This is a genomic window from Ruegeria sp. YTSC106 (assembly GCF_059609765.1).
In genome coordinates, this window is sequence record NZ_JBXWMI010000015.1 from 36,224 (window position 1) to 48,856 (window position 12,633).

The window sequence follows — 12,633 nt, forward strand, 5'->3', positions numbered from 1 at the left end:
CGACACTCATCGGGCCGCTTTTTCAGATGCTATATCGGCAAGTGAATGTTGAACTTTTCCCGAAGCTCCGCGTCAAGCAGCGGGTCGAACCGGGCCGCTGACGGGGTGGACAGTATCTCTTCCTTGCGGGCAGTTGCCTTTTCAACCAGATCCGGCTTACCGAGCTCCACCCACTCCTTGGGGGAAGAGCGGTCGCCAAACGTCGGATAGACATAGTCAGCCTGCATCCGGCTGAGGGTTGCATCTGTTCCCAGATAATGACCAGGTCCCCCCATGCATACGGATGCGATCTGATCCAGTGCCAAGGTTTCATCCGTCACTTCGATCCCGCGCACACAGCGCTGTGCCTGACCGATCAGGTCGTCGCTGAGAATGAGGCTTTCAAAGCAGAAGCCCAGCAGAGAAGCGTGCATACCAGCGGCCTCATAAACCATGTTCAACCCGGACAACCCCGCCATCACGTTCGAGCACATCTGTTCCCATCCGGCTTGCATGTCAGGCAGCTTCGAATCTGATGCACCGGCTGCTGCGCCTCCCGGCAAATCGTAGAAACGGTGCATCTGGGCACAACCTGCCGTCAACAGGGCTTGTTCACCCGAACCGATGGACATTGCGCCAGTTCGCAGATCAAGGCCAAAGGGCCAAGTGCCAAAAATTGCCGGGGCACAGGGGCTTACGGCATTTACATAAACCAGACCAGCAAGGCATTCCGCTGTCGCCTGGGCGATTGCACCGGCGATTGTCGATGGCGCGGTGGCACCAGCCATCCCGGCTGACAGCAACAGCACCGGCATACCGGCCTTGATGCACTCCTCCATCACTTCACAGCTTTCTGTGGCGAATTTCATCGGCGGGACGACGAAGCAGTTCGAGTTCGAGACAAAAGGGCGCTCGCGATATTTGTCTTCGCCGCCCGCGATCATGTAGATCATCTCCATCGCGGGGGCGACGTGGCTTGGTTCTGTGAAGGACGTGCCGATATGTTTGAACGTTCCCGAACAACTTGCGTAGATCGTGTTCAGGTCCATTTCAAGGTTGTCGGCGATATCGCGACAGACCATGGGGCGTTGAACAAAGTGAATATTGTCAAGCTGCTGGCAGATGCGTGCGGCATCATGCAGGTCCTGCACGGTTGAATCGCGATATTCACGACCATGAACGTCGACCATGGAAACGGCGGCGCCAGCCGTGCCGTAATGTACTTTGGTACCTGCCAGTTCCAGATCGGTCTTTCCATCGCGGCTGTACAACGTAACCTTGCGGTTCGCTTTTGCGATCGTGTCTTCGACAAGGGCACGGGGAAAGCGGATGCGGCCATCATCACCCAAAATACAGCCTGCACCGACCAAATAGTCGATTCCGCTTTGCGGAGCGTCGGCAAGACCAATAGTCTCAAGTGCTGTCAGGGCGGCCTCGTGGATACGTTCTATCTGTGCCTGTGTCAGGACATTCAGAACGCCGCCTTCCATACCGGGGCGCACGGGGCGCAGATGATCAGGCAATGCAGTGGCACGGGCCGCGCGACGCGCTGCGCGTCCGCCGCTGCGCGAGGTGTTGCGGGATTGGTCGTTCATTTCTTTTTCCGATCGTTGAGAGATGTTTGGGGACTGGCTAATGGCCGCTTACGGCCGCCCTCTCGCTGCACGCCCCCTGTCCGCACCAATGGTGCGGCTGATCAGGCTGATTTTCCAGTCGTGGTCCGTCATTCCGCCTCTCAACGTTTGGCGCAAGAATTCCAAAACACGGCGACGCATTCTGTTCTGTTTGCGACCTCAACGGAATTTACTTCAGCAAATATCTGCCCAACAAAACTCTGACGGATTTCTGAGACAGATTTTCTCCCGCGATGACTGAAATCTGTTATACTGCATTCACTTACCCTTGAGCTTTACGTGCAGGGAATTGAATTCCGACAAAAGCGATCCCAGTTAATTTTGAACCTAACACATGATCTGAAGCCCGAGCGAAGTTGCGTTGAACCAGACTTTTAAACCTCTTCCTGCCCTGATTGCTGCGGCTCTGATCGTCAGCGCCAGCTCTGGTTTGGCAGAGGATTGGACAGGCGGCTACATAGGGCTCAGCTTTGGATACGCGGATGCGGATGGACCGGGGGGATCAAGCGGAGATGACACTTCTTTTGGGGCGCATGTAGGCTATGATCAGGACTTCGGGAATTTCGTTCTTGGCGGTGAACTTGAATACAACCGCCTGTCCCTGAACCTAAACCAGTCTCAGGGAAGCCTGGACAGCATGACCCGTTTGAAATTGCGTGGCGGGTACGATTTCGGCAGTGCGCTGGGGTATGTGGTCGTTGGCGCGGCACGGGCCGAAACATCCGTCGATAGCGATACCGCCGCCGTTTACGGAATCGGCATTGCTTATCCGATTGGTGAGAATTTTGTCATCAGCGGTGAAGCGCTGCGGCAAGACTTCGATGATGTTACCCGATCCACCGGTGGCTTGGATTCCAACGTCTTCAATCTGCGTACAACATTCCGTTTCTGACAAACGGTCTATTCTGCTGCGTGCTTCCTCGCAAGTTGTGACGCGAAAGTACAAAGCGTTTTCAGCGCCACTGCAAAGCGTTCATCCTCCACGGTCATGGCAACCCGTATGTGCCCGGTAGCAGCCTTGCCGAAGCTTTCGCCGGGCATGACGGCAATTCTGTGTGCGTTCAGCAGCGCGTTGGCAAACGCGTCCCCCGACAACCCGGTCGCGCGGATATCCAGCATCAGATACATGGCACCCTGCGTAGGTACGAGGCCTACGGTGTTTTGCGAGGCCAGTATATCCATTGCCAGGGCACGTCGACGGCGGAACGGGGCGGCGATCTTTTCTTCCAGTTCAACACCTGCGGTCAGCGCATAACTGGAGGCATCCTGCACGAACCCGGGAACGCCGTAGGTGGTGTGGGTGGCCAGGTTGATCAGATGGCTGATGACCTCCTTGGGGCCGACGACCCATCCACACCGCGACCCGGTCATGGCGTGGGACTTGGACATGGATCCAACCACAAGTGTGCGTTCTGCCATGCCGGGCAGCGTACGCGGAGAAATGTGTTCGCCGTCCCAGACCTGCGTGTCGTAAACCTCATCCGAAATCAGCCAGAGATCGCGCCGCTGGCAGACATCGGCGACCTCCTCCAGCGATTGACGGGAATAGACCACACCGGTCGGATTGTTTGGCGTGTTGATCAACAGCGAAACAGCGCCTTCAGCAGCAGCGTCGATCCACTCGGCTTTGGGCTGGAAAGCGTCTTCAGCGGTGGTTTGAACCGCGCGGGCAACAGCGCCAACGCCCCGAATTGTTCCGGGATAGGTGGCATAGTAAGGGTCGAGGAACAGGCCCACATCACCGGGGTCGCACACGGCCATATGTGACGCGAACAGGGCGGCTTGCCCGCCGGGGGTGATCAGAACGTTCTTCCGCGAGGTAGGAACACCTGTGCGGGTCTGAACCCGTGCGGCAACCGTGTCGCGCAGCAGGTCCGTGCCGGGCACCATCGCGTAACCTGTATGGCCGTTGCGGGCCGAGAGCTCCATCGCCTGAAGAATCGAAGGGTCGGTTCGGGTGTCATGTTCACCGATTGTCAGCTCGGTTACGGCTAGTCCTTCGCTCAGCATCCGGCGGGCGCGGTAAAACACGTCCCAGCCGTCGCTGCCGCCGCCGGTGATCTGCGTGATGCGTTCAGACAATTTCATACCATCGCCCCTGGTTGCCTTGCGCTGAATGGGGCAGAGCAGAAACGGTTTGTCAATCAGCTTCGCGGTGGCAAGGTCGCCTGAAGTTTTTTAGTCAACGACGCGCGAACGAGGTCATATGAAACCGTCAAACGATGGCGCAGCTCGTCTGTTTCGGCATCAAACGGCAGGCGGACCCAGCTACGGTGAAAATAGGGGGCTTTCATTCCGACACCAGCATCGATCACCATCTGCGCCGTTTCAACGTCGGGCGTTTTGACCGACACGCCGTCATTTGCAATTCCGATACAGGCAAACATCTTGCCGCCGATTTTCCAGGCGTCATGCCCGCCGCCCCACGGGTCCGACAGTTCGGCTCCGGGGAGTTCTTTGCAGATGAAATTGACGTAGTTTCGATCCATGACCGGCACTGTGCCGAAGCGTTCGAGTAAACTCAATGCTTGGCTTGAGGGTGACGCCATGATAACCGATGGGATATGAACCCGGTGACCTGCATCATTATCTGCTGCATTACCTGCTGATTTATCAAGCGGGCCGGTTTCTTTCGTTTTCATCCCTGAGACAAGTTGCTAAGCCCGCGCCAACGCGCAAGCATTTGCTGTTTCCTAGGAGCCCGACCGATGACGACGATCAAGCTGCACAACACGCGGACGCGGACGAAAGAAGACTTCGTGCCGATCGATCCTGAAAACGTGCGGATGTATGTCTGTGGTCCGACGGTCTATGACCGCGCGCATCTGGGCAACGCCCGCCCGGTTGTGGTGTTCGACGTTCTTTATCGTCTGTTGCGCCATGTCTACGGCGCAGAACACGTGACCTATGTGCGCAACTTCACAGACGTGGACGATAAGATCAACGCGACCGCCCTCAAGCGCAAGCAGGCCGGGGCCGAAGGAACGCTCGAGCAGTTGGTGCAGGAACGATCTAATGAAACCATCGGCTGGTACCTGCATGATATGGGTGCTTTGGGCACGTTGGAGCCAACCGAGATGCCGCGCGCGACCCAGTACATTGCTCAGATGATCGCAATGATCGAAGATCTGATCGCCAAGGGCCATGCCTATGCCGCCGAAGGCCATGTTCTGTTTGCTGTCGACAGTTGGAAAGAGAGCTACGGAAAACTGTCGGGGCGCTCGGTGGACGACATGATCGCAGGCGCGCGGGTCGAGGTGGCGCCCTACAAGAAGAACCCGATGGATTTCGTTCTGTGGAAACCGTCAACTGATGAACTGCCGGGCTGGGACAGCCCATGGGGGCGGGGACGTCCGGGGTGGCACATCGAATGCTCGGCCATGAGCTATGAGTTGTTGGGCGAGAGTTTTGATATCCACGGTGGCGGCAACGACCTGATGTTCCCGCACCACGAGAACGAGATCGCGCAGAGCAAATGCGCGCACCCGCATGGTGAATTCGCGCGGGTCTGGCTGCACAATGAGATGTTGCAGGTCGAAGGCAGGAAGATGTCCAAATCGCTGGGCAATTTCTTTACCGTGCATGATCTGCTGGAGCAGGGCGTTCCGGGCGAAGTGATCCGGTTCGTTTTCCTGCAGACGCATTATCGCAAGCCGATGGACTGGACCGAGAAGAAGGCCCGTGAGGCAGAGGCGACGCTGCGCAAGTGGCGGGCGCTGACATCGGGCATCGAACCCGCTGCCAGCGCGGCACCTGCTGTTGTCGAGGCTTTAGCTGATGACTTGAACACTGCAGGTGCTATGACAGAACTTTACCGTTTGGAGCGTCAGATAAGCCGTCAAAAAACAGCACTGAATGAACCTATGAATCTAACTTCAGGTTTGCTGCAGAACTTCTTGGCAAGTGCGCAATTGCTGGGTTTGCTGTTACCTGAGGCGGGGGCGTGGGCACAAACATCGCAGATTGGCGAGGAGTTGGATGACTTGATCCAAGAACTCTTGATGGTGAGGTCCCAAGCAAGGACAGAAAAAAATTGGGCGCAGGCTGATATGATCCGAGACGGTTTCAAAGCTGCTGGCGTAAAAATAAAAGACGGAAATAATGTTGCTTCCTGGTCGATTGAAAAAGACGAACTCGATGCATTGCCATATTTTCATCAAGTCAGAGCGGCATTTGCCTCTGGAAACAGTATCGAATTGCAGCATGCGTTGGATGACGCCAAGGAAGCAGGAGTTCACTTTTCTGATGTTTCTCAACTTGATGTTGCTCCCGCTTGGCGTACAAAGCCGAGCTTTGCGTTTGTTCAGTCTCGTCTAAGAGAATTGAAGCGAGAATTGGAGAGAGGCAAATGACCAGAGAACGCCTCTATCTTTATGACACCACCCTGCGTGACGGGCAGCAGACGCAGGGCGTGCAGTTTTCGACCGCTGAAAAAGTACAGATCGCACAGGCGCTGGACGCATTGGGGGTGGATTACATCGAAGGCGGCTGGCCCGGCGCCAACCCCACCGACAGCGCGTTTTTCGAGGCTGCCCCAAAGACCGCGGCCCGGTTGACGGCCTTTGGCATGACCAAACGGGCGGGGCGTTCGGCCGAGAATGACGATGTGCTGGCTGCGGTGATGAATGCGGGTACGCAGGCCGTTTGTCTGGTTGGCAAGTCCCATGACTATCACGTGACCCATGCGCTTGGTATTTCGCTTGAAGAGAACACGGAAAACGTTCGTGCTTCGGTGGCACATATCGTTGCGCAAGGGCGCGAGGCGCTGTTCGATGCGGAACATTTCTTTGACGGGTACAAGGGCAACCCGGAATACGCGACTGAAGTTTGCCGGGCCGCGATGGAGGCGGGTGCGCGTTGGGTTGTGCTGTGCGACACCAACGGTGGCGCGTTGCCGTCCGAGGTCGGGCGGATTGTATCAGAGGTGATCGCAGCAGGCCTGCCGGGCGAACGGTTGGGTATTCACACCCATAACGATACAGAGAATGCAGTAGCCTGTTCACTGGCGGCCGTCGAAGCAGGTGCCCGGCAGATTCAGGGAACGCTGAATGGGCTGGGTGAACGCTGTGGCAACGCGAACCTGACGGCCCTGATTCCGACGTTGCTGTTGAAAGAACCCTATGCGTCGCAGTTTGAAACCGGCGTCAGCCCTGAGGCGCTGGCCGGGCTGACCCGCATCAGCCGCATGTTGGATGACGTCCTGAACCGGGTTCCCAGCAAGCAGGCGGCTTATGTCGGCGCATCGGCTTTTGCGCACAAAGCGGGGTTGCACGCCAGCGCGATTCTCAAGGACCCATCGACTTACGAGCATGTGGACCCGGCGAGCATAGGCAATGAACGCATCATTCCTATGTCGAACCAGGCTGGTCAGTCGAACCTGCGCAAACGCCTGACCGAAGCAGGGTTGAGCGTTGAATCCGGTGATCCCGCATTGAGCCGAATCCTTGAACGGATCAAGGACCGTGAAGCGGATGGGTATTCCTATGACACCGCACAGGCCAGTTTCGAACTGTTGGCACGGGATGAACTGGGGCAACTGCCAGAATTCTTCGAGGTCAAGCGCTACAAGGTCACCGTTGAGCGGCGGAAAAACAAATACAACAAGATGGTCAGCCTGTCCGAGGCTGTCGTTGTGGTGAAAGTGGATGGTGAAAAGAAACTGTCGGTCAGCGAATCCATGGACGAGTCTGGCAACGACAGGGGGCCTGTGAACGCGCTGGCCAAGGCGTTGGCGAAGGATTTGGGTCAATACTCGCAGATTTTGTCGGACATGCGCCTTGTCGATTTCAAGGTCCGTATCACCCAGGGCGGCACCGAGGCGGTGACACGCGTCATTATCGACAGCGAAGATGGTCAGGGGCGACGTTGGTCGACCGTTGGCGTAAGCGCGAACATAGTTGATGCGTCCTTTGAGGCGCTGCTGGATGCGATCCAATGGAAATTGGTCCGTGATTGTGATCCGCAAAAGGCAGCGGCCGAGTGAGCGTGGTCTTTGACGATGATGTCAAAGCCTGCGCCGCGCTGGTGCAGCGGGCTGATCCTGACAGGTTCCGCGCGACGATGGCGGCTCCGGTGTCGGCCCGGTCGGTGTTGTTTCCGGTCTATGCGCTGAATGTTGAAGTCGCCCGTGCGCCTTGGGTGACGCAAGAGTCCATGATCGCCGAGATGCGGTTGCAATGGTGGCGCGACGCGCTGCAGCAAATCGCAGAAGGCACCGCAGTTCGGAGGCATGAGGTGGTGACGCCTCTGTCCCGGGTCCTCTCGCCGCATCTGGCAGGTATTCTGGATGAATATATCGCTGTAAGGCGTTGGGACATATATCGGGATCCGTTTGAAGATCAGGAACATTTTGACGCTTATATCAATCACAGTTCCGGGTCGCTTTTCGTGGCCTCAGCTCAGGCGCTGGGTGCGGCGGAGGAAAGCGTGCTGCGCGATTTCGGGTACGGAGTCGGTGTGGCAAATTGGTTCCGCGCCATTCCCGAACTGGAAAAGCGGGGTCGCGTACCTTTGCTTGATGGTACGACGGGGGGCGTTCAGCAACTGGCACAATCTGCTTTGGACCGATTGCGCAAGGCGCGATCAAACCGGGACGACATAGCGCCTGATGCGCGTCCCGCGCTGTATGCAGGTTGGCTTGCGGAATGGGTTCTGAAGCAGGCCATCGCCCAGCCCGAGCGTGTGGCGGCAGGAACGCTTGAACAAGGCGAAATGCGTCAGCGACTGTCCCTGATGTGGACCGTCGGCAGTGGGCGCTGGTGATCAGACGCTTTCGGGGTCGGCCGGGCGCAGTACCAGCCACAACAATGCACCGCCTGCCAGAGTCAGCAAAGGGATCATGGCGAGGTTAACAGCATTCCACCCCTCGATTGCAGAGCCGCCTGAGCAGTTCATCAACCCGCCCGAGGCCAGCGATGCAAGTGTCACACCACCAAACACCAGCAGGTCATTAAGGCCCTGCATCCGACCACGCTCTTGCGGTTCATGAGATGCGGCCAGCATTGTGGTCGCGCCGATGAAACCAAAGTTCCAACCAATGCCCAAAAGAACAAGGGCGACAAAAAAGTTACCAAGTTCAACGCCTTGCAGTGCAACCACCCCTGATGCGGCAAGTATGGCCAGGCCCAGAGCGACGATCTTTTCAACGCCAAACCGGGCAATCAGGTGCCCTGTGAAGAAGCTGGGGACATACATTGCCAGCACGTGACTTGTCACGATATCCGCCGCGTCATTGGCCGAAAACCCACAACCGACAACTGCAAGCGGTGTCGAGGTCATGACAAGATTCATCAGCGCATAAGACACCATGGCACAGATGATCGCGACGGCAATGCGGGGCGTTTTCAATAGCTCGATCCGTGACCGCCCCTTGGGTTCATCGGCCGCAGGTTTCGCAGGCGTGGGAATGTCGAGAAAAAAGAACAGGGCCGAGCCTAGAACGTTGATCCCGATTACAGCCATATATGTACCCAGAAAAGGGATGACGTAAGCTTCAGACGTAAGCTTCACGATCTGTGGACCGATGATGGCGGCCGCCAATCCGCCCGCCATGACGTATGAAATCGCCTTCGGGCGGTAATCGTCTGACGCGGTATCTGCTGCTGCAAACCGGTAGAACCCGTGCGCACTCATGTAGATACCAGTCAGCAGGCTGCCGACAAGAAAGATGGGGAAGGAACCAAGGAACAGGCCATAGGCTCCGATCAGCCCGCCCAATGCGCCGGCGGTTGCCCCAACAAGAAACCCGACGCGACGGCCCCATTTTTGCATGATGGCCGAGATCGGCGTGGCCGCCAGCATCGATCCCAGAACGATCAGGGATATCGGCAGTGTCGCCAAACAGGGGTTCGAGGCCAGCGACTGACCTGCAAGTCCGCCAACGATGAACATCATGGGCATCTGCGCGCCCAGTATGGCTTGGGCAGCCACCAGCACGGCCACATTGCGTTTGGCCCGTCGGTCGTCCGGAAGGGTTGAAATCATGGTCATGGGCGAATGGTTATCGGCTAAGTGTTTGAGGCACAACCGGGTTGCATCTGCGTCACATGCGCCTAACGTGCCCGAGATAGCAGAGCAGGGAGGCCGCATGTCCGTAGGCCGCATCATCGAAACACCGGACTGTGTTGCGGAAGGGGCCGAATGGCTGGCCCAATCCTGTCCGCGCATGGCCTACGCGATGGATCAGACCGGCCCGTTGCCGCTGCGCCGCCGCCCTGACGGGTTTGCGCAATTGCTGAGTGCAATTGTCAGCCAGCAGGTGAGTGTGGCTTCGGCAAATGCGATCTGGAAACGGCTTCGGGATGCCAAGCTGACCGGCCCGCGCAAGATCATGTGGGCGACGGATGAAGAACTGCGGGCAGTTGGCCTGAGCCGGCAGAAGATCAGATATGCACGGGCTCTGGCCGAAGCACGCATCGACTATAAGGCACTGCGCGATGCAACTGACGCAGATGTCGTCGCTACATTGACGCAAGTTCCGGGTATCGGTGTCTGGACAGCCGAAATCTATGCCATGTTCTCACTGGGTCGTGCGGACGTCATCGCACCCGGTGATCTCGCCCTGCAAGAAGCAGCGCGTATCCTCTATGACCTGCCTGACCGTCCGACAGACAAGAAATTGCGCATAATGGCCGAAGCCTGGTCTCCCTGGCGTTCGGTTGCGGCGCGGGTGCTGTGGGCCTATTACCGGGTTGCAAAACAAAGAGAAGGGATCAGATGACACGGGTTTTGAATGCGCTCCGGAAAGAGCCTGTTTCGGGAGACACGCGCTCGGTCGTGGTGTTCGTGCATGGCTATGGCGCAAACGGTGCCGATCTGCTGGGTTTGGCCGATCCGCTGGGCGAGCATCTGCCTGACACGTTGTTCGTGGCCCCGGACGCGCCCGAGCAGATCCCCGGAATGCCCAATGGGTATCAGTGGTTCCCGATCCCTTGGATCGATGGGTCTTCCGAGGATGAGGCCCGCCGTGGTATGGAAATGGCTGTCGAGGACTTCAACGCCTTTCTGGACGCGCTGATGGTGGACGAAGATGTGCTGCCCGAACAGGTTGTTCTGTTTGGTTTCAGCCAGGGCACGATGATGAGCCTGCATGTCGCACCACGCCGGGAAGATCCCGTGGCCGGGGTTGTAGCCTTTTCAGGCCGTTTGCTGGAGCCCGATATGCTGCCGGATGAAACCGTCAGCCAGATGCCTGTCTTGCTGGTGCATGGCGACGCTGATGACGTTGTCCCGCCTCAATCATTGCCGGAAGCGGCCGAAGCCTTGCAAGCTGCTGGTTTCAAAGAGGTCTATGCCCATGTCATGAAAGGCACGGGGCACGGTATCGCGCCGGATGGGCTCAGCGTGGCGCTGGCCTTCATGCGCGACAAACTGAGCTTGTAAAAGTGATCGTCGTGCGACCAATGATGCGGGAGGATGTGGCCGAAGCGTGCCGCATCCTCAATCAGGTCATCGAGATTGGAGGCACAACCGCGTTCGAGGTTCCGTTTTCCGAGCCTTTGTTCGCGCAAAGCTATCTGGAAGGCTTGGACAAGATATGCTGCCACGTTGGCTTGGATGAAAAGGGTGATGTGGTTGGCTTTCAGTGGTTGGGTACGCATGACACGTTGCCTGAGGATTGCGCGGACATCGCCACATTCACACGTCGCAGACCCGCACTTCGTGGTGCTGGACGTGCCCTGTTTCGGGAAACGATCATAACGGCCGCCGCATTGGGGTTTCGTGCAATCAATGCGACAATCCGGGCCGATAACGTTTCGGGTCTAAGTTATTATGAAAAAATGGGTTTCCGGGATTACTCGATCGCTTATGGAGTGCCGTTGCGTGATGGCACGCCGGTAAACAGAATCTCGAAACGGTTTGAACAGGTTCAGTCCCACAAGTGACCTTCGGCGAACTCTACCGAGTTTCCGGCCGGATCGCGCACATACAAAGACCGTGCGCCTCCGGGCCAGTCAAACTCGGCGTCTACCGGAATATTCCAGTCCAGAAGGTGTTTGCGCATCGCCGCGATGTCCTCACGCGACAGCACAAGACACACATGTCCGGGGCCGCGCGCACCATGAGGCGGAACGGGAGTGTCGGGGCTGACGGGCGGTTGTTCGGTCTTGTCGGGATTAAAAATCAGCAGCACCGATCCGCCGATGCGATAGAAAACATGGCGATCAGCAACACGTTGAATACGCTCCAGCCCAAGAACTTCACCGTAAAACTGCTCTGCCGCGTCCAGATCGTCGACGTAGAGCGCCGCTTCCAGAATGGCCGACGGGGCCGGGATGTTAGGCGTTATCTTCATGACCCCAGTTTAGCAGATCAGGGCAGGGTCTGTCACCGGCGCGGGCGACGGTCGCGCTTGCGTTGCGGGGCCGCGTTCAGCGTCGGCAGTGGCAGACTGTCCCAGCGCCCGGGTTCAAGATCATCCAGGGTCCAGTCTCCGATGCGGTACCGGATCAGGCGCAGGGTCGGCAGGCCCACGGCAGCGGTCATCCGGCGCACCTGTCGGTTCTTACCCTCGCGGATGGTCAGTTCAAGCCAGCTGTCCGGCACGGTTTTGCGGTCGCGGATTGGCGGGGTGCGTGGCCAAAGCGTCTTGGGTTCTTCGATCTGCCGTGCCTTGGCAGGGCGGGTCAGGCCGTCTTTCAATTCGACTCCATTGCGAAGCGTATTCAGGGCAGCCTCGTCGGGGATGCCTTCGACCTGAACCCAGTAGGTCTTGGGCATCTTGTGCTTTGGGTCCGAAATCTGTGATTGCAGCCGTCCATGATCCGTTAGCAGCATCAAACCTTCACTGTCACGGTCCAACCTTCCCGCCGGATAGACACCGGGCAGATCGATGAAATCGGACAGCGTGCTGCGCGGGCTATCCGCATTGGCGCGGTCCGTGAACTGCGGCAGCACGTCATATGGTTTGTTGAAGCGAATGAACCAGGACATGACCCGCGCATAGCCCGAAGGGCGCCCCCGGCGCAAGCTGTGGATAACTGTCATGTGCCTGTTACGGATTCGCTTTACCCAGTCTGCG

Annotated in this window: 13 protein-coding genes; 7 read left to right on the forward strand and 6 right to left on the reverse strand. The window is 57.8% G+C overall.

The features are described from left to right. Positions 1–29: 29 nt before the first annotated feature. Positions 30–1,574, reverse strand: a complete 1,545-nt coding sequence (locus AC2FEB_RS18275; protein WP_496676086.1) for a trimethylamine methyltransferase family protein — start codon at positions 1,572–1,574, stop codon at positions 30–32. Between the two features lie 400 nt (positions 1,575–1,974). Between AC2FEB_RS18275 and AC2FEB_RS18280 the strand changes: the two genes are divergently transcribed. Then, on the forward strand, positions 1,975–2,505 hold the full coding sequence (locus AC2FEB_RS18280; RefSeq protein WP_496676083.1) for an outer membrane protein: 531 nt from the start codon (positions 1,975–1,977) through the stop codon (positions 2,503–2,505). Positions 2,506–2,513: 8 nt separating this feature from the next. On the opposite strand, the gene AC2FEB_RS18285 is transcribed toward AC2FEB_RS18280, so the two are convergent. Next, entirely contained in the window at positions 2,514–3,701 is a 1,188-nt protein-coding gene (locus tag AC2FEB_RS18285) for a pyridoxal phosphate-dependent aminotransferase (protein WP_117868860.1), read from the reverse strand. A 56-nt stretch (positions 3,702–3,757) separates the two neighbouring features. Next, the gene (locus AC2FEB_RS18290) at positions 3,758–4,255 is read right to left on the reverse strand and encodes an MmcQ/YjbR family DNA-binding protein (RefSeq protein ID WP_496676081.1); all 498 of its coding nucleotides are present in this window, start codon (positions 4,253–4,255) and stop codon (positions 3,758–3,760) included. 66 nt (positions 4,256–4,321) lie between these two features. Between AC2FEB_RS18290 and cysS the strand changes: the two genes are divergently transcribed. From cysS to AC2FEB_RS18305, 3 genes are read left to right on the forward strand one after another with little or no spacing between them, the layout of a single operon-like run. Continuing rightward, complete coding sequence (cysS, locus tag AC2FEB_RS18295; RefSeq protein ID WP_496676078.1) at positions 4,322–5,965, forward strand: cysteine--tRNA ligase; 1,644 nt, start codon at positions 4,322–4,324, stop codon at positions 5,963–5,965. Next, on the forward strand, positions 5,962–7,596 hold the full coding sequence (gene cimA / locus AC2FEB_RS18300) for a citramalate synthase (protein WP_496676076.1): 1,635 nt from the start codon (positions 5,962–5,964) through the stop codon (positions 7,594–7,596). Before cysS ends, cimA begins: the two co-directional genes overlap by 4 nt. A gap of 2 nt (positions 7,597–7,598) precedes the next feature. Next, a complete protein-coding gene (locus AC2FEB_RS18305; RefSeq protein ID WP_117868862.1) occupies positions 7,599–8,375 on the forward strand; it encodes a squalene/phytoene synthase family protein in 777 nt (258 codons plus the stop codon). Here the strand turns inward: AC2FEB_RS18305 and AC2FEB_RS18310 are convergent, their stop codons facing one another. Further along, on the reverse strand, positions 8,376–9,602 hold the full coding sequence (locus tag AC2FEB_RS18310) for an MFS transporter (RefSeq protein WP_496676074.1): 1,227 nt from the start codon (positions 9,600–9,602) through the stop codon (positions 8,376–8,378). It lies immediately after the preceding gene. A gap of 97 nt (positions 9,603–9,699) precedes the next feature. Between AC2FEB_RS18310 and AC2FEB_RS18315 the strand changes: the two genes are divergently transcribed. From AC2FEB_RS18315 to AC2FEB_RS18325, 3 genes are read left to right on the forward strand one after another with little or no spacing between them, the layout of a single operon-like run. Further along, positions 9,700–10,332: a DNA-3-methyladenine glycosylase family protein gene (locus tag AC2FEB_RS18315; protein ID WP_299893608.1), complete on the forward strand. Its 633-nt coding sequence runs from the start codon at positions 9,700–9,702 to the stop codon at positions 10,330–10,332. Beyond that, a complete protein-coding gene (locus tag AC2FEB_RS18320) occupies positions 10,329–10,994 on the forward strand; it encodes an alpha/beta hydrolase (RefSeq protein ID WP_299893606.1) in 666 nt (221 codons plus the stop codon). The genes AC2FEB_RS18315 and AC2FEB_RS18320 overlap by 4 nt, the downstream gene beginning before the upstream one ends. A gap of 20 nt (positions 10,995–11,014) precedes the next feature. Then, positions 11,015–11,497 (forward strand): GNAT family N-acetyltransferase, encoded by a 483-nt coding sequence (locus AC2FEB_RS18325; protein ID WP_496884255.1) that lies wholly within the window; start codon positions 11,015–11,017, stop codon positions 11,495–11,497. On the opposite strand, the gene AC2FEB_RS18330 is transcribed toward AC2FEB_RS18325, so the two are convergent. Both AC2FEB_RS18330 and AC2FEB_RS18335 read right to left on the reverse strand, forming a co-directional pair. Then, positions 11,482–11,907 (reverse strand): VOC family protein, encoded by a 426-nt coding sequence (locus AC2FEB_RS18330; protein WP_496676071.1) that lies wholly within the window; start codon positions 11,905–11,907, stop codon positions 11,482–11,484. The genes AC2FEB_RS18325 and AC2FEB_RS18330 overlap by 16 nt on opposite strands. A 32-nt stretch (positions 11,908–11,939) precedes the next feature. Further along, positions 11,940–12,545, reverse strand: a complete 606-nt coding sequence (locus AC2FEB_RS18335; protein ID WP_496676111.1) for an rRNA large subunit pseudouridine synthase E — start codon at positions 12,543–12,545, stop codon at positions 11,940–11,942. Between the last annotated feature and the right edge of the window lie 88 nt (positions 12,546–12,633).

Excerpts from the sequence above, each read along its gene's own strand:
- AC2FEB_RS18315 (WP_299893608.1), top strand. The coding sequence starts at position 9,700 with ATGTCCGTAGGCCGCATCATCGAAACACCGGACTGTGTTGCGGAAGGG.
- AC2FEB_RS18335 (WP_496676111.1), bottom strand. The coding sequence starts at position 12,545 with ATGTCCTGGTTCATTCGCTTCAACAAACCATATGACGTGCTGCCGCAG.
- cimA (WP_496676076.1), top strand. The coding sequence starts at position 5,962 with ATGACCAGAGAACGCCTCTATCTTTATGACACCACCCTGCGTGACGGG.
- AC2FEB_RS18310 (WP_496676074.1), bottom strand. The coding sequence starts at position 9,602 with ATGACCATGATTTCAACCCTTCCGGACGACCGACGGGCCAAACGCAAT.
- AC2FEB_RS18275 (WP_496676086.1), bottom strand. The coding sequence starts at position 1,574 with ATGAACGACCAATCCCGCAACACCTCGCGCAGCGGCGGACGCGCAGCG.
- AC2FEB_RS18325 (WP_496884255.1), top strand. The coding sequence starts at position 11,015 with ATGATGCGGGAGGATGTGGCCGAAGCGTGCCGCATCCTCAATCAGGTC.
- cysS (WP_496676078.1), top strand. The coding sequence starts at position 4,322 with ATGACGACGATCAAGCTGCACAACACGCGGACGCGGACGAAAGAAGAC.
- AC2FEB_RS18330 (WP_496676071.1), bottom strand. The coding sequence starts at position 11,907 with ATGAAGATAACGCCTAACATCCCGGCCCCGTCGGCCATTCTGGAAGCG.
- AC2FEB_RS18285 (WP_117868860.1), bottom strand. The coding sequence starts at position 3,701 with ATGAAATTGTCTGAACGCATCACGCAGATCACCGGCGGCGGCAGCGAC.
- AC2FEB_RS18320 (WP_299893606.1), top strand. The coding sequence starts at position 10,329 with ATGACACGGGTTTTGAATGCGCTCCGGAAAGAGCCTGTTTCGGGAGAC.
- AC2FEB_RS18290 (WP_496676081.1), bottom strand. The coding sequence starts at position 4,255 with ATGAAAACGAAAGAAACCGGCCCGCTTGATAAATCAGCAGGTAATGCA.